Source organism: Mediterranea sp. An20 (assembly GCF_002160055.1).
GTDB lineage: Bacteria > Bacteroidota > Bacteroidia > Bacteroidales > Bacteroidaceae > Bacteroides > Bacteroides avicola.
This window is the reverse complement of the sequence record NZ_NFJV01000001.1, coordinates 180,595-204,854: the sequence shown is the minus strand read 5'-3', so window position 1 is coordinate 204,854 and position 24,260 is coordinate 180,595. Positions and strand designations below refer to the sequence as shown.

Here is a 24,260-nt window from a genome sequence, read left to right as displayed (position 1 = left end):
AAGACAATGAAATTACATAGAAAACTATTTGCAACAGGTCTGGTAGCAACTTCCCTGTTGACTTTCACGGGCTGTAATGACTTCCTCGATTTGGAACCACCTTCGAACGTTACTCCCGAATCTTACTTCCAGAATGACGAGCAACTGGGTGCTTATTCTATTGCCCGTTACAATGAAATGTTCACGACTCCTTCCGGTTGGGGACAGGGAGCTATTATCAATGCGGATGCTGCCACGGACAACATGGCTGCGAGCAGCCCCAATACAAGCCGTTTCACCAAGGACCTCTGGCTGGTTCCTCATAGTGGTGACCTGGGCTTTGGACAAATCCGTTATTGCAATTACTTCTTCCAGGAAGTGTTGCCCAGATATGAATCCGGATTCTATACCAGCTATCCTGATGCTGCGCATTATATCGGTGAAATGTATTTCCTTCGTGCTTGGGTTTACTTCTCCCGCTTGAAGACGTACGGTGATTATCCCATCGTGACAGAAGTGGTAACCGATAATAAAGAAGACCTGATGGCTCACGGTACTCGTATGCCTCGCAACGAAGTGGCAGACTTTATCTTGGCCGATTTGGATAGAGCCATTGAACTGTTGCATGATAAAGGCTTCCAGGCCAACAACCGTATCAACAAGCAGGTCGCTCTGTTGGTTAAGTCGCGTGTAGCCCTTTATGAGGCTTCTTACGAACGTTACCATAAAGGTACGGGCCGCGTTCCGGGTGATGCCGATTGGCCAGGTTACAGCATTCATCCGAATTATACCTTCGACGTAGATGTGCATGTGGAGGGATTGCTGACGCAAGCAATGGATGCTGCCAAGCAGGTGGCCGATAACATTCAACTGACAGAAAATACTATGGTACTGGACCAGAATCCTGCCAGTCCGGCTACGGGATGGAATCCCTATTTCGAAATGTATTCCAGCATGGATTTGTCTGGTGTCGATGAAGTCCTGATGTGGAAAGATTATGGTACGGTGGGTACTACCACCGTGCAGCACGGTGTTCCGGCCTATATCTCCAGTAGCGGTGGTATCGGTCTGCTGAAGGGATATGTGGAAAGCTTCCTAATGGCGAACGGTCTGCCTATCTATGCGGCAGGTTCGGGCTATCATGGCGATGAAACATTGAATAATGTAAAGGCTGACCGCGACGGACGTTTGCAGCTCTTCGTGTTCGGTGAAAGCAACTATTTGCCGTTCACTACCAACAATCGTGACACTCTTTATCATTTCACTCCGATCATGGCACCGGCACGTACCGACCAGATGGGTGATGTAACGGGTTACCGAATTCGTAAAGGTGAAAGCTTCGACTGGGAACAGAACAGCTTCGGTGACGGTTATAGTGAAACCGCACAGATTGTGTTCCGTGGCACAGAGGCACTGTTGAACTACATGGAGGCTCAGTATATGCGTGACGGAAGTCTGGATGCTTCTTCTCAAAGCTACTGGCGCGCTATCCGTACTCGTGCCCATGTGGATACCGACTATCAGAAGACGATTGACGCTACAAACATGAGCGAAGAAGGCAAAGGCGACTGGGGTGCTTATTCAACTGGAACTTTGTTGTCCGACAGGACCTTATACAACATCCGTCGTGAACGTCGCTGCGAATTTGTAGGTGAAGGTATGCGTTGGGATGACTTGGTACGTTGGTGCTCTATGGACCAATTGGTTAACACACCGTATATGCCGGAAGGTGTTAACTTCTGGACCAGCATGTATCAGACAGCCGTCTATAACGAAATGCACGCCAGAATTAGCTATGTGGAAGGTCCTACAGATCCGGACGCAAATATTTCTTCCAGAACAGAGAGCGTGTATGTTCGTCCTTACCGTGTTAACTCCGGTAATAGCGTATTCGATGGCTACACATGGATGAATGCCCACTACAATTCTCCGCTTCCTATTCGTGAGATTCAATTGCTGTCTCCGGATGAGAATGTAAGTACTTCGGTACTTTACCAGACGTGGGGTTGGCCGACACAGGCATCTATGCCGGCTGAGAAATAATGATAACAACTGTTTCATAACATACCACACAAGAGAATTTACAACACTTGCAGTCCCCTGCCGCCGTGAGGCGGTGGGGGATTTTTGTAGGTTTGCCTGTGCAACTTTAGCAGGCTCGGATGCCACAGGATGCGATAATAATTGTTAATCTGAAAGAAAAACTTCCTCCGACAGGTAAACGTACCAGCCCTTTTCTTTAAATTTAGGCACTTTTTGCAGAATGATACTCTAACACTCTAAAAACGTAGATTATGGAAAAAATCAGAACCCTTACGATGTTATCGGCCGGTCTGCTGGCAACAGTAAGTGCAGCAGGCACTGAAACTGCCGGGCAGACAGATAAAACAGATAAAAACGGGAAACCCAACATCATCTTTATCTTGTGCGATGATATGGGATACGGCGATTTGGGCTGCTATGGACAGAAATATATTCATACTCCCAATCTGGACCGTATGGCCGAAGAAGGAATGCGCTTCACACAAGCATACGCCGGAAGTCCTGTCAGCGCCCCGTCGCGTGCATCGCTGATGACCGGACAACATTCGGGACACGGACACGTGAGAGGCAATAAGGAATACTGGAACAATGGTCAGACGGTGATGTATGGCAAGAATGTAGACCATGCCGTAGTTGGACAGGAGCCTTACGACCCGCAACACATTATCTTGCCCGAAGTGATGAAACGCAACGGCTATACCACTGGTATGTTCGGCAAATGGGCTGGCGGCTACGAAGGCTCGGTGTCTACACCGGACAAGCGGGGTGTGGACGAATATTACGGTTATATTTGCCAGTTCCAGGCCCATCTGTATTATCCAAACTTCCTGAACCGCTACAGCCGGTCGGCCGGTGATACGGCAGTGGTGCGCGAAGTGTTGGAAGAGAACATCCAATATCCCATGTTTGGCGACGATTATAAGAAGCGTACTCAATACTCTGCCGATCTCATTCATCAAAAGGCATTGGAGTGGCTGGACAAGCAGGACGGTAGTCAGCCGTTTTATGGTTTCTTTACCTACACACTGCCCCATGCCGAGCTGGCACAGCCCAACGACTCTATCCTGAAAGCCTATAAAAAGCAGTTCTTCACCGACAAGACGTGGGGAGGCAGCGAAGGGTCGCGTTACAATCCCGCAGAACATACGCATGCCGAGTTTGCCGGTATGATTACCCGACTGGATGCTTATGTGGGCGAAATACTAGCCAAACTGAAGGAAAAAGGTCTGGACAAGAATACGCTGGTCATCTTCAGCAGCGATAACGGCCCTCACGAAGAGGGCGGGGCTGATCCTGAATTCTTCGGACGGGACGGCAAGTTGCGCGGACTGAAACGCCAGTGTTACGAAGGCGGCATCCGTGTGCCGTTCATTGCATGGTGGCCGGGACATGTGCCTGCCGGAACAGTAAACGACCATCAGCTGGCTTTCTACGATGTAATGCCTACGTTCTGCGAACTGACAGGAGACAAACGTTTCCCCAAGAAATACCTGAACAAGAAACTGGAGGGCGACTGCTTCGACGGCATCTCCTTCGCTCCTACCTTGCTGGGACAGGACGACCGGCAGCAGAAGCATGACTTCCTTTATTGGGAGTTTCATGAAACGGACCAGATTGGCGTACGTGCAGGTGACTGGAAAATGGTGGTGGTCAAAGGTACTCCCCGCCTGTATAACCTGGCGACGGACATTCACGAAGACCATGATGTAGCAGCCGAACATCCCGACATCGTGAAGCAGCTGACGGACATCATCCGGCAAGAACACAGAGAAAGCAAGTTATTCCCGATTACATTACCTAAATAAAAATAATGCCCTTCTTGCCGGTCTCTCTTGGGGAAAGGAGCAGACCGGAAGGAAGGGTTGCTCCTCTTTTCCGCTATGATTAACCGACAACTCCTCCATCCTGAGAGCATCCTTATAGTAGGTGCATCGAACAACATACATAAACCCGGCGGCGCTATCCTGCGCAACCTGTTGAACGGACACTTCGCTGGTACGTTGGCCGCCGTCAATCCCAAAGAAGCAGAAGTGCAGGGAGTGAAAGCCTGGCCATCGGTGCAGGAAGCACCCGCTGCCGACTTGGCTGTACTCGCCATTCCTGCCGCTGCCTGCCCTGAAGCAGTGGATGTGCTGACAGAGAAAGGAACGAAGGCCTTCATCATTCTTTCGGCTGGCTTCGGTGAAGAGACACACGAAGGAGCCTTGCTGGAAGAACACATCCTGCAAACGGTGAACAGACACGGAGCTGCACTCATCGGCCCTAATTGCATTGGTTTGCTTAACACGTGGCACCACAGCGTCTTCTCGCAGCCTATCCCGCAACTGCACCCCCAAGGTGTCGACCTCATCTCCAGTTCGGGCGCTACGGCTGTATTTATTCTTGAAAGTGCTGTCACCAAAGGCCTTCTCTTCAACTCGGTATGGTCGGTGGGTAACGCTAAACAGATTGGCGTGGAAGATGTGCTGGCCTATATGGACGAACACTTCGACCCGGAACGTGACTCGCGCATCAAGCTTCTCTACATCGAAAGCATTGCCGACCCCGACCGCCTGTTGTTACATGCCTCATCACTTATCCGCAAAGGGTGCCGCATTGCTGCCATCAAGGCGGGTAGCAGCGAGAGTGGCCGCCGTGCGGCATCGTCGCATACGGGTGCCATAGCCAGCAGTGACTCGGCCGTCGAAGCCCTGTTCCGCAAGGCGGGTATCGTGCGTTGTTTCTCACGTGAAGAACTCACCACGGTGGGATGCGTCTTTACCCTGCCCGAACTGCGAGGTAAGAACTTCGCTATCGTGACTCATGCAGGCGGACCGGGAGTGATGCTGACCGATGCGCTGAGCAAAGGAGGGCTGAACGTGCCACACTTGGAAGGACCGCTTGCCGACGAACTGAAAGCCAGGCTCTATCCGGGTGCTGCCGTAGGCAATCCAATCGACATTCTGGCCACAGGCACCCCCGAACATTTACGTCTCTGCCTGGATTACTGCGAAGAGAAACTGGATAACATTGATGCCGTGATGGCCATTTTCGGTACGCCGGGCCTGGTGCAGATGTTTGAAATGTACGACGTATTGCACGAGAAGATGCAGACCTGCCGTAAACCCATCTTCCCCATTCTGCCGTCGGTAAATACTGCCGGAGCCGAGGTGGCGGACTTTCTGGCCAAGGGGCATGTCAACTTTTCCGACGAGGTGACGCTGGCCACTGCTTTGGCACGCATCGTCAACGCCCCGCGTCCTGCCTCCAACGAAATAGAACTGTTCGGCGTGGATGTGCCGCGTATCCGCCGTATCATCGACTCCATTCAAGACGACGGCTACCTGCCGCCCTACTTGGTGCAGGCACTGCTGCGTTCGGCTGGCATACCGGTGGTGGAAGAATTCGTGTCGGTACGGAAAGAGGAGGTCTTGGCCTTTGCGCGCCGCACCGGCTTCCCCGTAGTGGCTAAGGTAGTGGGGCCCGTGCATAAGTCGGACGTGGGGGGCGTGGTGCTGAATATCAAGAGCGAACAGCACTTGGCGCTGGAGTTCGACCGCATGATGCAGATTCCCGATGCCACGGCGGTCATGGTACAACCCATGCTGCGGGGTACAGAACTGTTTATCGGTGCCAAGTACGAAGAAAAATTCGGCCACGTGGTATTGTGCGGATTGGGAGGCATTTTCGTAGAGGTGCTGAAAGACGTATCATCGGGACTCGCTCCGCTGTCGTATGCCGAAGCCTACTCCATGATACGTTCGCTGCGAGCCTACAGAATTATCAAAGGCACACGCGGGCAACAGGGCGTCAATGAAGACAAGTTTGCCGAAATCATCGTACGGCTTTCTACCCTGTTGCGTTTCGCCACCGAAATCAAAGAGATGGACATCAACCCGCTGCTGGGTACGGAGAAGCACATCATTGCCGTGGATGCACGCATATGCATCGAGAAACCGGTGGCAGCCGACGGCACGTTGGAGTAGCATTGGCTGTCGGCCCATATCACATCAGGCGCGGATTCCGCAGAGCTTACAGGCAATTGAAAGAGCCTTGAAGCATCTGCGGAATCCGCGCCTGAATCATTTCGGGTACTACTTACTTCATGGCCCAGTCCTCCCGGTCTAAGTTGCGGTAGCCGATGGCTTCCGCCAAGTGTGCAGGCCGTATGTTGTCGCTTCCCTCTATGTCGGCTATGGTACGTGCCACTTTGAGGATGCGGTCGTAGGCCCGTGCCGAAAGATTAAGTTGCGTCATGGCCGTCTTCAGCATGGCAAGGCCAGCCTCGTCCGGGCGTGCATACTGTGCCAGCAGGCGGCTGTTCATCTGCGCGTTGCAGTACACGCCGGGTACTCCGGCATAACGTTTCTCCTGCCGGCGGCGGGCTTGCACCACACGTTCGCGGATGGCTGCGCTCGACTCACCGGGGCGGGCATCCGCCATCTTCTCGAAAGGCAGGGGCGTCACTTCTATCTGCAAGTCGATGCGGTCCAGCAACGGGCCGGAGATGCGGTTGAGATACCGCTGCACCTGAGTGGGAGTGCATACACAAGGTTTGGTAGGATGGTTGTAGTAGCCGCAGGGACAGGGATTCATGGAAGCCACGAGCATAAAGCTGGCGGGATATTCCACACTATATTTCACGCGCGCCACTGTTATCTTGCGGTCTTCCAGCGGCTGTCGCAGCACTTCGAGCACACTGCGGTTGTATTCGGGAAGTTCATCGAGGAAAAGGATGCCGTTGTGTGCCAGACTTATTTCGCCGGGCTGCGGTTGGTTGCCGCCTCCGGTCATGGCTGCCATGGAGATGGTGTGGTGCGGGTCGCGGAAGGGACGTTTGTAGATAAGTCCACCTTCGCTGCCCAGTTTGCCGGCAACGGAGTGTATCTTCGTAGTCTCCAGGCTTTCTCCCAGCGACAAGGGAGGCAGGATGCCGGGCAGTCGTTTGGCGAGCATGGACTTGCCGCTGCCCGGCGCCCCGATAAGCAAGATGTTGTGTCCGCCTGCCGCTGCCACTTCGAGGGCCCGCTTTACGTTTTCCTGCCCTTTCACTTCGGAGAAGTCGAGGTCGAACTGGCTCTGCCGGGCGAAGAATTCTTCGCGGGTGTTGACGATTGTGGGTTCCAGCGTCCGTTTCCCGTTGAAAAACTCCACTACCTCGCGTACATTGTCCACGCCATAGACGGCCAGGTGGTTCACCACCGCTGCCTCGCGGGCGTTGGCACGGGGAACAATCATTCCCTCAAAGCCCAGTTCGCGTGCCTTGATAGCCATGGGCAGCACGCCTTTGACCGGTTGCAACGTGCCGTCCAGGCTCAGTTCGCCCATCAGCAGGAAGCGGTTCAGCCGTCCTTCGACATCCTGCATGGCTTCGGTGGCAGCCAGCATACCGATGGCAAGAGGCAAATCGTAGGCGGCGCCTTCCTTGCGGATGTCGGCGGGTGCCATGTTGATGACCAGATTGGTCATGGGCAGGCGGCATCCGCTCTCCTGCAAAGCCGACAGGATGCGGCGGTGGCTTTCCTTGACAGCTGCGTCGGGCAGACCGACCAGATAGAACATGCAGCCTTTGGAACTGTTGACTTCAATGGTGATGAGGGTGGCGTCGATACCCAAGACGGCGGCGCCATAAGTCTTTATTAACATGGTATTCAGAAATAAGAGATAAAAAATAAGTAGGTGGAGTTATTTGTTTGTTATATCTTCAGTTCTTTCATTGTCGAATAGTAGTTAGGCAGGCATCTCCTCCGATGCAGGAAGAGCGGCAGGAAGAAACGCTATGGTTTCCTCTGTATGCGGCCGCTGATTCTGGCTGAAGACACCACCGAGGGGTCTTTCAGTTGCTGCTCTATTTCCTCCAGCGTCAGATTCATGCCCATGATGCGTCCGTTTTCGTTCACCAGTACGTTGAAGGGCAGAGAGAAGATAGAGAACTTCTGCACGATGTCCGAATGCCAGCCCCCTAAGTCGCAGGCCTGCTGCCATTCCAGCGTATCCCGGCGCACAGCCTCCTGCCAGCGGTTGCGGTCTGTGTCCAGCGAGATGCCCAGCATGGCAAAGTCTTTGTTGCCTTTCTGCTGTTTGTAGAGTTTCCGCAACGGGGCATTGGCCTTACGGCTGGCTTCATCCCACGAGGCCCATACGTTTATCAGCAGCATTCGGTCGTTGAACTGCGTGCGGTTTATTTTCTTGCCGTCGGCATCCGTGGTCTGGAAGAAAGGAATCTGTCGGCCTTGGGTCATTTTCTGTGCAGATTCCAGTTTCTCCAGCAATTGCGTCAGATAAGGCCGGTCTTTCAGTTCTCCGGTCAGCAGTTCTGCCAGGTGGCTGATGCGTTCATAATCCGGCCGGGGTGTCTGCACGAAATATTTGTCCAACAGATACACGCTGACTAACGAAGAGGTATGCGCACGGATGAAGTCTTCGGCTTTTTCCTGCACGGCATCCGGACGGGTTGTGCCTAAGCTGTCCAGACTGAGTTGGAAGGCAGTCTGCTCCTCATTATATACATTGCCTGTCACCTTCAGCGTGTGGAGGTTGCTTGTGGAGCCCGACAGGTTGATATGCTGGCGGCAGTCGGCATAAAGAGGATATTCCGTGCCGTCGCTGAACAGCAGGTAGACGCCTGAGAGGGTGTCGATGGAAAGCGTGTCCGAGAACTTGTCGTTCTTTACCACCAAGGTGTCTGTCCGGTCGAACAGCCGGTCCATGCCGATGACGTAAATCGTGTCGTTGCCCAGCCCTTCGATTTTGCCGCTCAGGCGGGCTGCTTTGCCGGTTGGCTTACTGCCGCAGGCTGCCAGAAGTAGCGCCATGACGGGCATGAGACATACTATACAGAGTTTCTTCATCCAAGAGGTATGTGTTTAAAGTGAGTGGCAGAAAGCAGGGATGCTGCTTTGCGCCTGCGAATGTACGTCTTTTTGGTGTGAATAAAAAGAAAAAGAGGAGTTATTTCACGCAGCAGGCTTTTCTGCCCTGTGTCAACAGCACCAGTTTCGGATGGTGTGCGGTGATGTATGGAAGGGTGGGGGTTCTTATCGCTTGGAAGCCGTCTTCCGATAGCTTGGAAGTTGGCTCCTTGTCGCTTGGAAGCAAATGCTGGAAATATGCCGTTGCAGCAGCCTGTCTGGCGACCTTAGCCGGAGGAGAGAGGAGAATCTCTGCGCAAGCTTTGCCCCCCTCTTTCCTCCGGCAGCCGCAGTTTATTTGTTGTAGAACCTGAACCAATTGAAGTCGGCCATGCCACCCACCCCTTCTTCTGTTTCAGAAAAATTGAAGAGGGCGAAACGGTTGGCTGTCCAGGGATAGCCTAAATCCATGTGCAGCACTTCGCCTGCCGGCAAGAAGTTGGCTCCGTCCAAGCTGTAATACAGCCGGGCGGTAAAGTCTTTGTCGGTGACCCGCGCCCTGAGCCAGACTTTGTCTTGTGTGAGGCGGTCGGCTACGGTTTCCGTTTTCCCATTGTGGCAGACCACCAACTGCCTGACACCGTTCTTCTGCTTCACAGCCAGGTAGGCATACGGCGACTGGAAAATGCCGAATCCAGCCACATTGCCCTCCTTCAGTCCGGCGATGTCCATCTCGACGGTTCCGGTAGAGAGCGGTCCCTGCACCCGTTGGGTCAGCGTATTGCGGGCATGAGTCAGGTCGGTCGCCTGCGAGGCTTTCAGTCTCATATAGCCTTTCCTTTCTTTCAGCGACCATCTGCTGTTGTCCGGGTTATGATTCCATTGCCATTGCAGTCCTAATTGCGTATCTTCAAATTCATCAGTCGTTGCCGGCGACTGTATGGGGCAGGTCACCCCTGTATCCGGTTTCCGATAGATGGCCACATCGTGTCCGTTGCTACCCAACATCGGCCAGCCGTCTGTCCAGCAGACCGGCTGCAAGTGCGGAACCCGTCCGATGGCCCCCCGGTCCTGCATGATGATGAACCACCAGTCGCCGTTTTCCAACTGTACCATTCCCCCCTGATGCAAGCCGTTGGGCGGATAAGAACTGTCGTCCTGTATCACCACCTTATGTTCGTACGGTCCGTAAATGTTTTTAGAGCGGAGGCATACCTGCCAGCCTTCCGTCCCACCTGCCGGGCACAGGATGTAGTACATGCCGTTTATTTTATAAACATGTGCGCCTTCCATGCCTGCATTCTTGCCAGAACACCGGGCATCGTCCACCCCCTTGTTCCATATCTCTACCGGCTTAGACTTGACCGATTTGACATCTGGGTTCAGTTCCGTCACATAGAGTTTATACTGCCCGTGTACGACATAGACTTTCCCGTCGTCGTCAAAGAACAGCCCCGGGTCGTAGAGATATTCCGGAAAGATAGTCCTTGTCCACGGTCCTTCCGGCTGCTCGGCTTCGCAGACAGAGAAGTGCCCCTTTTCCGTTCCCCATCCTCCTGGCGTGCAGAACGCCACATAGAATTTTCCGTTGTGATAACGGATAGAATTAGCCCACGAACCATTCAGATACAGCGTCCCTCCCTGCATGTCGTAGCGCGGGTCTTCGTCATAGCGTTCCACGGCATAACCCGCCATCTCCCAGTTTACCAGGTCTTTGGATTTGAGTATCGGCGATCCCGGCACATAATGCATACTTGTAGATACCATATAGAAAGTATCTTCTACTCGAATTACATCCGGGTCCGGCCAATCCCCCCACAGCAGCGGATTGGTAAAGCTGCCGTCTCCATTATCCGGGCTCCACACTTGTTGGGCTTCAGTCAGGCACAGTGGGCACCACAGAAGTGCCCCTGCCACGATACAAGATTTTATTTTCATCCTATTAAAGTTAAGTAACAGATTTCCTTATCTTATTAAACCGGCATTTTCATTGATAGTCAGATTCTTAATGCCCCTATAAGTTAGCCGGTTTCCTCCAGTCAGGTCAGGAAGAACGGCAGCAAGTTTATCAAGAAAATTCCGGATAACCAAGAAAGAGAACAAAATTATGAATCGTATAACAATCCCTAACAATCATGGAAAAAGAGAAAAGCGCCTCTCTGAACCTAAAAAAACTCCGATAACCCTTGTATATTTCAATGAAAACCCGTACTTTTGTGCCCGCTATCCCATCCGAGGATATGCCGGACTTGTAGCTCAGTTGGTTAGAGCAACAGACTCATAATCTGGAGGTCCCAGGTTCAAGCCCTGGCTGGTCCACGCTAATAAAATGAAAGCCGCTTATTTACAGCGGCTTTTCTTCTGTCTGACTGTCCCTAAAAACTGCTTATTCCCCCTTGCTTCGATGTCACCTGGAGTTTGTCATTACAGACGTGGAGTAGGGAAGGGGCTATAAGCTTGTCGTACTTGAAGGTTGTGTCTTGTTTCTTAACGGGGTGACATGAAATTTGCTTGCATATCCCGAATATTCTGACGAACTTTGTGTATAAATCGTACATCCGATAATTAGAGCTTAATGGTGGACCCATCATGAAGCTGATAAATAATCTGCGGTATGTATGGCTTTTCGTAAAGACTTAATCAAAAAAGATTCAAACGTATGAAAAAGAACTTAGTCGTACTGACCGGTGCCGGTATGAGCGCCGAGAGTGGCATCAGTACCTTCCGAGATGCCGGTGGCTTGTGGGAGCAGTATCCCGTAGAACAGGTGGCCACGCCCGAAGGTTATGCGCGCAACCCTGAACTGGTCATCAATTTCTACAACGAACGGCGCAAGCAATTGCTGGACGTGCAACCCAACGATGGACACCGCGGACTGGCAGCCATGGAGCAGGACTTCAATGTGACTGTCGTCACGCAAAACGTAGACAACCTGCATGAACGTGCGGGCAGCACGCATGTCATCCACCTGCACGGCGAGCTGACCAAAGTTTGCTCCAGCCGCGATCCTTACAACCCGCATTATATCAGGGAACTGAAACCGGAGGAATATGAAGTGCACATTGGCGACAAGGCAGGCGACGGCAGTCAGTTGCGTCCGTTTATCGTGTGGTTCGGTGAGGCTGTGCCGGAGATAGAAACTGCCGTGAAGTATGTGGAGAAAGCTGATATTTTCGTCATCATAGGCACGTCGATGAATGTCTATCCTGCTGCTGGATTGCTCTATTATGTGCCGGCCGGGGCTGAGGTCTACCTCATCGATCCTAAGCCGGTAGACACGCATTCCGACCGCCCGGTGCACGTCATCCGCAAGGGAGCGTCGGAAGGGGTGAGGGAACTGCGGGGATTGCTGGTTCCCTGAGGCACCGCGCAGGTGGCGGGGCTCAGAAGCGGAACATGGCCAGGAACATCACCCGGCGGGGGTGCAGGCGATAGACACCATACGTATGTGAGGTCTCATCGAAACTTTCTTCTACGTAAGTGTCTGCACCCAGCAGGTTCTCGCCGCGCACAAAGAGTGTTAGGCGGTTACGCCATACTTCGTACGACACCTCCATATCAACAAAGGCATACGTGTCCGCACTACTTCCGTCGCCTGTCCAGCGGCAAAGGTCTCCATGTGCTTGTGCGCGCCACCGGCCGGCCTGCACATACAGGTTGGCAAAGGCGGTGACGGCTGCTACACGGGTGTTGGCTGAGCGATTGCGCCGATGCAGGTAGTTGCCGCCCAAGTCGTAATTAAACGCCCCTTGGAACGACGACTTCAGCTGGAGGCCCACTCGGTAGGACACATTGTTGTAGGGCAGTTTTCCGGCATCTACCCGCACATAGTCGTAGGACGACACACCGACACCACCCGACAGCTTCAGGTTGGATGACAAGGAATTGAGGTAGAAGTCCGTACTGCCGGATGCTGTGAATGCATCCCGTCCCTCTAACGGCAAGGTTTCTGTCAGGATGTATTCCGGATGGATGTCCTGTTGGACGGACAGGTAGCGAGGGCTGTGTACATAAGTCAGGAACACGTTCCCCACAAACAGGTCGCTCCATCCGCCATATTTGTAGGATAGGCTCATTACTTGGTCGGACAACAACCGGGTGTTGCCACTGCTCCGTTGGTAGGCATTGAGAGAGCCGCGCACTGTCCACGGCAACCATTCATGTAGGTCGGGCGTCTGCCTGCGGAAGGTCCATTGCACCTTCAGATTGTGTTTCCGTCCCGGCATCCATTCCCACGATGCCACCGGCTGGAGCAACACGTCGTTGCGCAAAAGACCGTTGTAGTCCGTGCGCAGCCACTCCAATTGTGCGCCCGTTTCTAACCGGGCTTTGCGCAGCTTCCAAGTGTAAAACAGACTCAGGGCGAGCGAGGTTTCAGTGAGTTGCAGCGTGTCGAAAGCTGCGAGCCCGAAGCGGTCCTGGTCCCAATGGAACATGACGTTTGTGCGCAGGCTGTGGTGTGGGTTGAGAGCGTGCAGGTAGCTCACGCCGCCTGTCAGACGCATTCGCCGGTCGGTAGTCTGCTGTTCGAAGCGGTCTGTCGGGATTTCGCTTTCGGTTGTCAGACTGTCTACACCGTATTGCTGCGGCGCGCGTCCGTACACCCAGCTCACCGTTGCCTCCCACAGACGGTTTTCGGCGGCACGGTTGCTATATGACAGCCGCTGCGCGACAAAGGTTTGCCGATTGTCTGCTTGCTCTCTGTAACGATTACCGTCGAACAAGGTGGCGGCGTCGGCCTCGCTGCGTTCTATCAGTACCTGCGTGGTCGATTTCCATTCCACTTTCTTCTGGGGGGTATAGGTCACCTTCAGCCGCCCCACGTAGTTGTCCGGGCGGGTAGTTGTCTGCTTCTCAAACCGGTTGGTAAAACTGTATTTGTTCCAAGTGTAGGTACGATCAGTGGCATAATCCGTTTTCCGTCGGTCGGAGGCCCATGCCACGGCGGGTTCTACCTTCAGGTTTTCTGTCGGGTTCAGCACGGTGCTGTAGGAAAAGGTTTTCTCCTGGTTGAAGTTGCCACGTTTCAGGCTCACACCGGGCAGGTTGCCCTGCACCGTTGCCGGACGGAGATTGAACGATTGCGGATTGTCCAGTTCCAACACGCGGGCAATGTTTGTCACCATCTGCGAGCCTATGTTGTTCAGGCTGGCAGACAGGTAGTGCTTGTTTTTCTTAGATACGTGTAGCAGGTTGCCCTGCGTGTTGTAGCCTCGTTCCGTGCCGCCTCCGCCGTAGAGCGTGCCTATCCATTGCCCTTTGGCATCGTCTTCCAGGCGCAGGTTCAGCGCTACGTCGTCGGTATGGACCAGTCCTTTCTCCAAGGGGTTGTCTACGTAGTTCTGCAGCAATTCTATTTGGCTGATGGCTTTCACGTCCAGCCCTTTGGTTAGCAATTGGTAGCCTTTGTTCAGGAGGTCGTCGCCTTCGAGCAATACTTTTTCCACTTCCTTGCCCTGCGCCCGTATCACACCGTTGTCATCTACTTCGATGCCCGGCAAGTTCTTCAGCAAGTCTTCCACCACCCGCTCGTGTCCGCGCAGAAAGGCCTTGGCGTTGAACACTACGGTGTCGTTTTTCATAAAAACGGGCACCTGCGGACGGATGACCACTTCCTGCAACATCCACGCCGCCGGGCGCAGCACGGCATTGTGTATCCGTACTTCCCCTTGTCGCAGCGAGAGCGCCACACTGTCTTTCTCGTAGGACATCAGCGAATATTCCAACATCCACTCTCCCGCGCGCTCCAGCTCCAGCCGGTACGAGCCATCGTCGGCCGTCTGTGTGAAAGCCACCAAGAGCGTGCTGCCGGGTTCGCGGGCCGACACGTAGGCATAGGCCAACGGACTGCCCGCTTCGTCGCGCACCGTTCCCGTCACGGTCTGTGCCGACAGGGCAACGCTCCAGACCAGAAACCATCCGAACAGCCACCACTCCTTATTCATCGTATTCCAATTCTATGCTTTTGATTTTCGCCTTGGAAACGTTGACCTTGAACCCCTCGCCCATGCGTGAGGCAAGACGTTTCATATTCTCGCTTAACTTCTCCGCTACTTGTTCGTGGTATTCTTTCATCGTCAGGCAGCGGTAGGCAGACTCGTCGGCACGTTCCACCGTTGTTTCGCCCCGTTTCACGCCCGTGGCGTAGAAAGAGACTTCGTTGGTGTCGTCGTAGGCTTCGAGAATGGCACCGGGCAGGCCGTGCAGTTTCCACGGTCCCCAGTTGCAGGGAATGTCCGTAGTGAACCAGGCTGTGTAGTTCCGTCCGCGAAAGCGGCACGTGGCTTTTTGGCAGCGGAAGCCTTCTATCTCTCGCGTGTCTTTCTCCATCGTCCAGCGGATGACGGGCACCGGTTCGGCCAGGCGCACCGTGCGGCCGGCGAGAGGGTTCAGTTCGCTGCATTCGTTCAACGCTTTGTCGCACCAGAGGACGTGCTGCGTGGTGTCGCTGACGGCCAACGTCCAAGTGTCTATTTCCGGGTTGGGTTCATCTGCGTGACTGTAATCCCGGATATATCGGTAGGTATAACAGGCGGCTTCCCCCGAACACGAAAGGCGGGCGTCCATCTGCTGCCGCTTGTTGAAGTTGAGGTACATGTCGTAAGTGATGGTCAGGGGGAAATGATAGGTCTTCTGTGCGAATATAGGGAGGAAACCTGTCAGTGCGAAAAAGAGAATGAGAAACTTGTGTCTTATCATAATGGTATAGCTTTTAGAAGGAGTGCGTGTCGCGATGAACTGGTATCAGACAGGGTGCAGGCACATTCCTTTGACTTTATGCCGCAAATATAGCAAATTCTCCCCCCCCCCCGCAAATATTCATGCGTGTTTTTCTTTCATTATGTTGCATAACATAAGAAAGAACATACATCTTCTTGGGAGCTCCGATGGCGGTTGTACCGGTTGCGCCTCACCGCTTCAGCGCCAGCCTCAGCACGAACCAGGCATGGTGTGCCACCGTGCTCAGCAAGCCGTAGTGCTTGGCCATGATGCGGAAACGTTCGAGCAGCGAAGCGCGCCGGTTGGCAGTGGTAAGGCCTTCGTCCAGGTAGTCGATGACCACCAGATGGGCGTTGTGCAGCGTGTGTGCCTTCTTCATGACACGGATGCACCAGTCGAAATCGGCAGAGAAGCGGTAGTCGAGGTTGTAAGGCTCTGCCAGGTCGCGCCGGGCAAAGAACGCCTGGTGGCACACCAGCATGCCTTGTCGGAAGCTATGCCACGTCAGGACATCGGGGGGCGAAAGGCGGCGTCGGCGCACGAAATGTCCCTCACCGTCCACTAAGTCCGTGTCGCCATAAATGACGCCGGGCAGTTCTTCGGTATGCGGCGGGAGGGAATGCACCAACTGCTGCAGGGTATCGTCTTCGTGGAAGCTGTCGCCTGCGTTCAGAAAGCAGAGGTAGTCGCCCGTAGCCAGTGCCATGCCCTTGTTCATGGCATCATACAATCCCTTGTCCGGCTCGCTCACCACGCGGGCGATGCGGTCGCGGTAACGGTGGACGATGTCCAGCGTACCGTCTTTCGAGGCACCGTCTACAATGATATACTCCACGTGGTGGTAGGTTTGTGAGATGACGCTCTGGATGGTGTCTTCCAGCACGGCGGCAGCGTTGTAGGTCACGGTAATGACGCTGAAAACGGGAGTAGGGCGGTTGTGCATCGGCGTAAAGAAGGTCAGAGTTTGTTATACAGTTCGATGAAGCGGCGTGCCACGGTATTTTCCGAATAGTAGGCAACTGCCTTGCGGCAGGCCTGTTCGGCCAGGCTGGGATAGCCGGGGTCGGTCAGCGTCCAGTAGATGCCGTTGGCAAAATCTTCGGCAGACTTGTAGGCCGCCACATAGCCATTGTGCAGGTGGTCTATCATTTCGGGGATGCCGCCCGTGTTGAAGCCCACGCAAGGGGTTCCGCAGGCCATGGCTTCCATGACGGTGTTGGGCAGGTTGTCTTCCAGCGAAGGGGTGACGAAGATGTCAACGGCGTTGTAGATGTCCACCAGTCGATGGTCGTCGCGCACGAAGTCCAGCGGATAGACGCGGAAAGGCAACATGTCTTTCAGTTGTTGGGAGTATTTGCCGAAGGTCACCACGCCTAACTTCTCTTTCAGTTCGGGATGCCGTTCGGCAAGCAGGCGGCACGACTCTACCAGGTAGTCGATGCCCTTGCGCTTGTCTGTAATCTTCACCGAGCCAAACAGCATCAGCATCTTGTCTTGCGGCAGGCGGCACTTCTCGCGTGCGGCAGCCTTGTTGTGCGGTTTGAAGAGGTTGGTGTTGATGGGGTTGGGGATGACCGTGACGGGATGTCCTGCCAGCAGCGAACTGCGTCTGGCCTGTTCGCCCAGCCAGTTGCTGCAGGTGACAAAGTGGATGTTGCAGTGGGCATAGATGTCGCGCTTGCGTCGGAAGACACGCCAGGCCAGGTCGTGCGAATGCCGTCCGCCGTCTATGAAAGGGCAATGGCCGCACTCGGTGCGGTAGCGTTCGCAACCGCGGGTATAGTGGCAGATGCCGGTGCAGGGCCACAGGTCGTGCATGGTCCATACGACGTGTTTGCCCGAGCGGAGAATCTTCTCTATGTCGCGCAGCGAAAGCATGCCCTGGTTGATCCAGTGCAGGTGGATGATGTCGGCCTGTTGGAATTCGGGCAGGGTGGTAATGTCGGTGCCCGTGTTGGCAATATCTACGGCAAAGAGGTTTTTGCGGCTGAACCGGTTGGCCGTCCAGATGACGATGCGTTCCCACACGAATTTCCACACCAACCACCAATTCTGGCGCAGGGGGACGACGGTAATTTCATCGGTCTGTTTGTCGCGCACCAGCATCTTGGCCTTGATGCCGTGGTTTTTCAGCGCTTCCATCAGGCGGCCGGCGGCAATGGCGGCACCGCCCATGCGTTCGGACGTATTTATCAGCAGTACTCTCATAAAGGCACAATGTTTGCCGGGTTATTCTTTCTGCCTGCAAAAATACGCTTTTTCCCGCGAAAGGCAGACATTCCGGCATGAGTTTCTTCGGTCTGCCTGCGGAAATTCCTGCCTTCGCGGTCCTGCGGGGCGTCCGCAGCACTATTCTTCTAAGAGCACGGCCGTCCCGGCGGCAGTGACCATCAGCATCGACTCGCCCACGGTCTCGTAGTCCAGGTCTACGCCGATGATGGCATTGGCACCCATCAGTTGGGCCTGCTGCTGCATTTCCTGCAAGGCGGTTTCTTTGGCTTCGCGCAATACTTTTTCATACGAGCCGCTGCGCCCGCCGAAGAAGTCGCGGATGCCGGCCATGAAATCACGGAATACGTTGGCGCCGATGATGGTCTCGCCCGATACAATGCCGAAGTAGCGCGAGATGCGCTTGCCTTCGATGGTGTTTGTTGTAGTTACTAACATAGTTGTTCAGCGTTTAAAAATACATGTTTTTTCTATTAGTCGTCCGGAAGCGAGGAAAAGTTGCAGGGAGGGGGCGAAATTTGCAAAAAACATTCTTTTTCTTCTTCGGACGGTACGCGGGAAGTCCGTAGCTCTTCGTAGCCGGCTTGCAGGCGCTGAGAAGCAGGCTCCCAAGCCCTTGGAAGGAGACTTCCAAGGGCTTGGGAACAATCGTCTGTTTGCCAGTAAGATAGGAGAGGGGCGCGAGGAACAGCCGTCACCGGCTGCCGGGCCGCTTATTTCATGAACACGAAATAGACGGCCAGGATGAGGCAGATGAATGCCGCCAGGTGGTTCCAGTGCAGCGTCTCGCCCTTGAAGAACAGGGTGGTGAAGACGGTGAAGATGATGAGGGTGACGACCTCCTGGATGACCTTGAGCTGCATGAGCGAGAACGGACCGCCATTGCCCGCAAAACCGATGCGGTTGGCGGGAATCTGGCAGGAATACTCGAAGAGGGCGATGCCCCACGAGAAAAGAATGATGGCAAACAGAGGCCAGTGGGTAGTAATCTTCATCTCCTGCAGCTTCAGGTGCCCGTACCAGGCAAAGGTCATGAAGATGTTGGAGACGATGAGCAGCAGAATGGTGTAGAATCCTTTCATATAGTATATAGTTACGAGTTACAAGCTACGGGTTACAAGCTACGGGTTACGGCTGTCAGAACATTTTTCTCACTCGCTCGATGCCTGCCACCAGCACGTCTATCTCTTCCTTCGTGTTGTACAGGCCGAACGAGGCGCGCACCGTACCTTCGATGCCGAGGCGTGTCATGAGCGGCTGGGCGCAGTGATGACCCGTGCGCACGGCGATGCCCAAGCGGTCGAGCAGGGTGCCGAGGTCGAAGGGATGGATTTGTCCCACCAGGAAGGAGATGACGCTGCCCTTCTGTTCCGACTCGCCGAAGAGGCGCATGCCGGGGATTTCTTTCAGGCGACGGGTGGCATAGGTGGTCAGTTCGTGTTCGTAGGCGGCAATGTTGTCCATGCCAAGAGCGGAGACATAGTCCAACGCGCGGGCCAGGCCCGTGGTGCCGATATAGTCGGGCGTGCCGGCCTCGAACTTGAAAGGCAGTTCGTTGAAGGTGGTCTTCTCGAACGAGACGTGCTGAATCATCTCGCCGCCGCCCTGATACGGAGGCAAACGGTCCAGCCAGTTTTCCTTGCCGTAGAGTACGCCGACACCTGTGGGGCCGTAGACTTTGTGACCGCTGAAGACGTAGAAGTCGGCATCCAGCTCGCGCACGTCGACACGCATGTGGGGGATGCTCTGCGCGCCGTCCACCAGCACGGGGACGCCGTGGGCATGGGCGGTGGCAATCATCTGCTTGACGGGATTGACGGTGCCCAGCACGTTGCTGACGTGAGTCACGCAGACCAGTTTTGTGCGGGGGGAGAAAAGCTTTTCGTATTCGTCCAAAAGCAGTTCGCCGCGGTCGTTCATGGGGATGACGCGCAGCGTGATACCCCACAGCCGCGCCTGCAGTTGCCAAGGCACGATGTTGCTGTGGTGCTCCATCACGGAGATGATAACCTCGTCGTCCTCTTCCATCAGCGACTGGCAGAAGGTGGTGGCCAGCAGGTTGATGCTCTCCGTGGTGCCGCGGGTGAAGACGATTTCCGCAGTGCTGCGGGCATTGATAAACTTGCGCACGGTCTCGCGGCTGGCTTCGTGCAATTCCGTAGCCTGTTGGGATAGGAAGTGTACACCGCGATGCACGTTGGCGTTGGTGTTGTAGTACTCGTTGGTAATGGCTTCGACCACACATCGGGGTTTCTGCGTGGTGGCGCCGTTGTCCAGGTAGACCAGCGGCTTGCCGTAGACGGTGCGCTCGAGAATGGGGAAGTCGGCGCGTATCTGGTTGATGTCGTACATAGGCATATTTCTCCTTCTTTGATTGTGGGGGCAAAGATACTGCCTTTTGGGCAATAATGCACTGCCTGGCTTGGCTTTTCCGCCCCAATGGCTTACATTTCCATCGCCAGCCTTCTTCTTTCGTTAATTGTGGTAAAGATGGGGCTTTCTGCTCAATATGCAGGGAGCAGTGAGGCTTTTCTTCAGGAATATTTGTATCTTTGCCGTCTGTAAACAAAGAAGATACATGGCTACACTCGACGTTATCCTTCTTATAATCATCGGCCTCGGCGTGCTGCTGGGCTTCCTGCGGGGAGCCTTGAAGCAACTGGCGGGACTGCTGGGGCTGGTGGTGGGACTGCTGGCGGCCAAGGTCTTGTATGCCTCGGTGGCAGAGCGGGTGTTCAGTCACGTGACGGACAACCTGACGGTGGCCCAGGTGCTGTCGTTCGTGGCCATCTGGGTGGCGGTGCCTCTGCTCTTCTGGTTAGTGGCCGCGCTGCTGACCAAGATGATGGAAGCCGTGTCGCTCGGCTGGCTCAACCGCCTGCTGGGCGCGGTGCTGGGCGGGCTGTTGCATGCCCTGGTGTTGAGCCTGCTGGTGTGCGTGCTGGAGGTGGTCGATACGGACGATGTCCTGTTGAGCCGCAGCCAGAAGCGACAGTCCGTGCTCTACGACAGGCTGAAGCCGTTGGCCGGACTCTTTTTGCCCGCCGCACAAGAATTTACCAGACAAATTTATAACGAGATAAACGATGCAACCGAACGAATCTGACAAGAACAAAGATACCCTCAAGGCGGATAACGAACTGGTGCGCCGCCTGGCTGAAGAGAAATACAAATATGGCTTCACTACCGACGTGCACACCGACATCATCGACCGTGGTCTGACCGAAGACACTGTCCGCCTTATCTCCGAGAAGAAGGGCGAACCCGCCTGGCTCCTGGAGTTCCGCCTTAAGGCTTACCGCCATTGGCTGACGATGGAGATGCCCACGTGGGCGCATCTTCGTATCCCGGAGATTGATTACCAAAGCATATCGTATTATGCCGACCCTACGGCGCAGAAGAAAAACGCGCCCAAGTCGATGGAGGAGGTAGATCCCGAACTTATCAAGACCTTCAACAAACTGGGCATTCCTCTGGAGGAACAGATGGCATTGAGCGGCATGGCGGTGGATGCGGTGATGGACTCCGTGTCTGTTAAGACTACCTTCAAGGAGACACTCATGGAGAAAGGCATCATCTTCTGCTCCATCAGCGAGGCCGTGCGTGAGCATCCCGATTTGGTGCAACGCTATTTAGGAAGCGTGGTGCCCTACCGCGACAACTTTTTCGCTGCGCTCAACTCGGCAGTGTTCTCCGACGGCTCGTTTGTCTATATACCCAAAGGCGTGCGTTGCCCGATGGAATTGTCGACGTACTTCCGTATCAATGCCCGGAATACGGGGCAGTTTGAGCGGACACTCATTGTGGCGGACGACGACTCGTACGTCTCTTATCTCGAAGGCTGTACCGCCCCGATGCGCGACGAGAATCAGTTGCACGCCGCCATCGTGGAGATTGTGGTGCACGACCGCGCCGAGGTGAAGTACAGTACCGTGCAGAATTGGTATCCCGGCGATGCCGAGGGCCGTGGCGGGGTGTACAACTTCGTCACCAAGCGAGGGCTGTGCAAGGGTGAGTCGTCCAAGCTTTCCTGGACGCAGGTAGAGACGGGCTCGGCCATTACGTGGAAGTATCCCAGCACGGTGCTGGCGGGCGACAACTCCGTGGGTGAGTTCTATAGCGTGGCTGTCACCAACCACCACCAGCAGGCCGATACGGGCACGAAGATGATTCATCTGGGACGGAACACCCGCTCCACCATCGTCAGCAAAGGCATCTCTGCCGGACAAAGCGAGAATTCTTACCGCGGATTGGTGCGTGTGGGCCAGCGGGCAGACAATGCCCGTAACTACAGCCAGTGCGATTCGTTGCTGTTGGGCTCGGCGTGCGGAGCGCACACCTTCCCTTACATGGACATACACAACGAGACGGCAGTGGTAGAGCACGAGGCCACGACTTCGAAAATCAGCGAGGACCAGATATTCTACTGCAACCAGCGCGGCATATCGACCGAAGATGCCGTGGGCCTCATCGTCAACGGCTATGCCAAGGAGGTGCTCAACAAACTGCCTATGGAGTTTGCTGTTGAGGCGCAGAAGCTGCTCTCGGTGTCGCTGGAAGGGAGCGTGGGATAGAATATGGATAAGACGCTTGCCGCATGGATATAAATTACTAACTTTGTAGGGCTTATCAGCAGTTATGTGGGAAGAGAAGCTGGGCAATTATCTGATTGATATATCGAAGTATATCTTTACCGGTGTCGTCATCGCTTCCTTGTTTAAGGATATGGGAGACAACAAATGGCTGATTTATGGATTAGGTTTCACATCGGCCTTGCTGGCATTGATATTAGGATTAATACTTACCAATAAAAAGAAGGAACAATAATTATGGGAGCAATTATCGGTTTTTTACTCTTGGGCATTCCTTGCGCTATTGCTTTGGTGTATTTTCTTACCCCCAGCGGCAAGAAATGGCTGAAGGCCAATCATCTTATCTGATAAAAGAAGGAATTGACAAGGACAACGCTATGAAGCTGAACGCCGAGCTGTTGTGCGAACTGAACTACATTGCCGACAGCGAAATCGCTGAGTTTCGCCGACAGGAAGGGTTGTGGCCTTCAGCCGTTCCCCGTTAATTTGTTGTGCAGATTCCTGCCTGGTTGGAAAAGCAATGGCTCCAATGCTGTAGTTGTACTTGCTTGTTAAACAAATGGTTACTGCCAAGCGCTTGGAGGCTTGCTCCAACGCGCTTGGCAGTTTCCTTCTGTGCGCTTGGCAGTTGGCTTCTTATCGCTTTCTTCAGAGGGCTGTAACCTCTGCTTCGTCGCCGTTATCAATTGTTGATTCCTGCCTTTTTCGCACATTATTCGTATCATTATGCCCGAACAATGCATTAATCCTTACCCGGATAGGTAGAATCAAGGGCCTTCCTGCCGGGCCGCCGACTCGAACTGAGTTACATCGCCGGAGCAAGAATGCTGAGTAGCATCGGCAGGAAGGGCTGTGGACGTTGCAGCGTCATTCTTTCTAATGACGGGGTCGCGTTCACAATCATTCCTCCTTTATGGGTTTGAATGGCATAAAGTTAAACATTTATCTCGTAATACGCGCTTTATTTCGTATCTTTGCACCTCAAACCACTCACCTTAACACCTTATATAATATATGTTAGAGATAAAAGACCTTCATGCCGAGATAAACGGCAAAGAGATATTGAAAGGCATCGACCTCACCATCCGCGATGGCGAGGTACACGCCCTGATGGGACAGAACGGTGCGGGCAAGAGCACGCTGAGCAACGTCCTCGTGGGGCATCCCGCCTATCGCGTGACGCATGGCACAGTCTTGTTCAACGGCAAGGACCTACTCGCCCTCTCGCCCGAAGACCGTGCCCACGAGGGGCTGTTCCTCTCCTTCCAGACCCCGGTGGAGATACCCGGCGTGTCGATGGTCAACTTCATGCGCACTGCCGTCAACGAGCAGCGCAAGTACCGCCACCAGCCTGCCCTCAGCGCCTCGGAATTCCTCAAACTGATGCGCGAGAAGCGTGCCATCGTCGAGCTGGACAGCAAACTGGCCAACCGCTCGGTGAACGAAGGCTTCAGCGGAGGCGAGAAAAAACGAAACGAAATCTTCCAGATGGCCATGTTGGAGCCGACCTTCGCCATCCTCGACGAGACAGACTCGGGGCTGGACGTGGACGCACTGCGCATCGTGGCTGAGGGCTTCAACAAACTCCGTACGCCGCAGACTTCGGCTCTGGTCATCACGCACTACCAGCGCCTGCTGGACTACCTGAAGCCGGACACGGTGCACGTATTGCTCGGAGGCCGCATCGTCAAGACGGGGGGACCGGAACTGGCGCAGGAGATTGAACAGCGTGGCTTCGACTGGATAAAACGGGAGATTCATGAAGCATGACGAAGGATGCATGAAGAATTACGCGTACAGGCATCCGGCAGGAAGCCGAACAGAAAACGACCGGATATTCTTCATGCAGCATTCTTCATTCATCTTT

General features: G+C 54.3%; 19 protein-coding genes and 1 tRNA gene. 10 read left to right on the top strand and 10 right to left on the bottom strand.

Annotation, left to right across the window (positions count from 1 at the left end):
• Positions 1 to 6: 6 nt before the first annotated feature.
• From B5F34_RS00860 to B5F34_RS00850, 3 genes are all read left to right on the top strand, one after another.
• The gene (locus B5F34_RS00860; RefSeq protein ID WP_087334057.1) at positions 7 to 2,022 is read left to right on the top strand and encodes a RagB/SusD family nutrient uptake outer membrane protein; all 2,016 of its coding nucleotides are present in this window, start codon (positions 7 to 9) and stop codon (positions 2,020 to 2,022) included.
• Between the two features lie 251 nt (positions 2,023 to 2,273).
• Positions 2,274 to 3,827, top strand: coding sequence for an arylsulfatase (locus B5F34_RS00855; protein ID WP_204245560.1), 1,554 nt, complete (start codon positions 2,274 to 2,276; stop codon positions 3,825 to 3,827).
• Between the two features lie 75 nt (positions 3,828 to 3,902).
• Complete coding sequence (locus tag B5F34_RS00850; RefSeq protein WP_087334279.1) at positions 3,903 to 5,987, top strand: acetate--CoA ligase family protein; 2,085 nt, start codon at positions 3,903 to 3,905, stop codon at positions 5,985 to 5,987.
• Between the two features lie 112 nt (positions 5,988 to 6,099).
• Here B5F34_RS00850 and B5F34_RS00845 read toward each other — a convergent pair whose 3' ends face one another.
• The 3 genes from B5F34_RS00845 to B5F34_RS00830 all read right to left on the bottom strand — a co-directional run bounded on the left by B5F34_RS00845 (position 6,100) and on the right by B5F34_RS00830 (position 10,790).
• A complete protein-coding gene (locus B5F34_RS00845; protein ID WP_087334054.1) occupies positions 6,100 to 7,647 on the bottom strand; it encodes a YifB family Mg chelatase-like AAA ATPase in 1,548 nt (515 codons plus the stop codon).
• Positions 7,648 to 7,778: 131 nt separating this feature from the next.
• Positions 7,779 to 8,852, bottom strand: coding sequence for a TlpA disulfide reductase family protein (locus B5F34_RS00840; protein ID WP_087334052.1), 1,074 nt, complete (start codon positions 8,850 to 8,852; stop codon positions 7,779 to 7,781).
• A gap of 354 nt (positions 8,853 to 9,206) precedes the next feature.
• Positions 9,207 to 10,790: a glycoside hydrolase 43 family protein gene (locus B5F34_RS00830; RefSeq protein ID WP_087334048.1), complete on the bottom strand. Its 1,584-nt coding sequence runs from the start codon at positions 10,788 to 10,790 to the stop codon at positions 9,207 to 9,209.
• 307 nt (positions 10,791 to 11,097) lie between these two features.
• On the opposite strand from B5F34_RS00830, the gene B5F34_RS00825 reads away from it, so the two are divergent.
• Both B5F34_RS00825 and B5F34_RS00815 read left to right on the top strand, forming a co-directional pair.
• A tRNA-Ile gene (locus B5F34_RS00825) sits at positions 11,098 to 11,171 on the top strand.
• 340 nt (positions 11,172 to 11,511) lie between these two features.
• Positions 11,512 to 12,213: an NAD-dependent deacylase gene (locus tag B5F34_RS00815; protein WP_087334043.1), complete on the top strand. Its 702-nt coding sequence runs from the start codon at positions 11,512 to 11,514 to the stop codon at positions 12,211 to 12,213.
• Between the two features lie 22 nt (positions 12,214 to 12,235).
• Here B5F34_RS00815 and B5F34_RS00810 read toward each other — a convergent pair whose 3' ends face one another.
• The 7 genes from B5F34_RS00810 to B5F34_RS00780 form a co-directional block, all read right to left on the bottom strand.
• On the bottom strand, positions 12,236 to 14,797 hold the full coding sequence (locus B5F34_RS00810) for a carboxypeptidase regulatory-like domain-containing protein (RefSeq protein WP_087334041.1): 2,562 nt from the start codon (positions 14,795 to 14,797) through the stop codon (positions 12,236 to 12,238).
• Positions 14,790 to 15,551: a GLPGLI family protein gene (locus tag B5F34_RS00805; protein WP_087334039.1), complete on the bottom strand. Its 762-nt coding sequence runs from the start codon at positions 15,549 to 15,551 to the stop codon at positions 14,790 to 14,792. The genes B5F34_RS00810 and B5F34_RS00805 overlap by 8 nt, the downstream gene beginning before the upstream one ends.
• A gap of 211 nt (positions 15,552 to 15,762) precedes the next feature.
• Positions 15,763 to 16,515: a glycosyltransferase family 2 protein gene (locus B5F34_RS00800; RefSeq protein WP_087334037.1), complete on the bottom strand. Its 753-nt coding sequence runs from the start codon at positions 16,513 to 16,515 to the stop codon at positions 15,763 to 15,765.
• A 14-nt stretch (positions 16,516 to 16,529) separates the two neighbouring features.
• Positions 16,530 to 17,780 carry a glycosyltransferase family 4 protein gene (locus tag B5F34_RS00795; RefSeq protein ID WP_087334035.1) on the bottom strand — a complete coding sequence of 417 codons (1,251 nt, stop codon included), beginning with the start codon at positions 17,778 to 17,780 and terminating at the stop codon, positions 16,530 to 16,532.
• Between the two features lie 141 nt (positions 17,781 to 17,921).
• Positions 17,922 to 18,239 (bottom strand): YbjQ family protein, encoded by a 318-nt coding sequence (locus tag B5F34_RS00790; protein WP_087334034.1) that lies wholly within the window; start codon positions 18,237 to 18,239, stop codon positions 17,922 to 17,924.
• 275 nt (positions 18,240 to 18,514) lie between these two features.
• A complete protein-coding gene (locus B5F34_RS00785; protein WP_087334032.1) occupies positions 18,515 to 18,883 on the bottom strand; it encodes a DMT family protein in 369 nt (122 codons plus the stop codon).
• Positions 18,884 to 18,938: 55 nt separating this feature from the next.
• Positions 18,939 to 20,153 carry a cysteine desulfurase gene (locus B5F34_RS00780; protein ID WP_087334030.1) on the bottom strand — a complete coding sequence of 405 codons (1,215 nt, stop codon included), beginning with the start codon at positions 20,151 to 20,153 and terminating at the stop codon, positions 18,939 to 18,941.
• A gap of 226 nt (positions 20,154 to 20,379) precedes the next feature.
• On the opposite strand from B5F34_RS00780, the gene B5F34_RS00775 reads away from it, so the two are divergent.
• From B5F34_RS00775 to sufC, 5 genes are all read left to right on the top strand, one after another.
• Positions 20,380 to 20,907, top strand: coding sequence for a CvpA family protein (locus B5F34_RS00775; protein ID WP_087334026.1), 528 nt, complete (start codon positions 20,380 to 20,382; stop codon positions 20,905 to 20,907).
• Positions 20,888 to 22,375 (top strand): Fe-S cluster assembly protein SufB, encoded by a 1,488-nt coding sequence (sufB, locus tag B5F34_RS00770; RefSeq protein ID WP_087334023.1) that lies wholly within the window; start codon positions 20,888 to 20,890, stop codon positions 22,373 to 22,375. The genes B5F34_RS00775 and sufB overlap by 20 nt, the downstream gene beginning before the upstream one ends.
• A 64-nt stretch (positions 22,376 to 22,439) precedes the next feature.
• Positions 22,440 to 22,628, top strand: a complete 189-nt coding sequence (locus tag B5F34_RS00765) for a DUF6722 family protein (protein WP_087334021.1) — start codon at positions 22,440 to 22,442, stop codon at positions 22,626 to 22,628.
• Positions 22,629 to 22,713: 85 nt separating this feature from the next.
• On the top strand, positions 22,714 to 22,878 hold the full coding sequence (locus B5F34_RS17490; protein ID WP_162609263.1) for a hypothetical protein: 165 nt from the start codon (positions 22,714 to 22,716) through the stop codon (positions 22,876 to 22,878).
• Between the two features lie 529 nt (positions 22,879 to 23,407).
• Positions 23,408 to 24,163: a Fe-S cluster assembly ATPase SufC gene (sufC, locus tag B5F34_RS00760; protein WP_087334018.1), complete on the top strand. Its 756-nt coding sequence runs from the start codon at positions 23,408 to 23,410 to the stop codon at positions 24,161 to 24,163.
• The last annotated feature ends 97 nt before the right edge of the window (positions 24,164 to 24,260 follow it).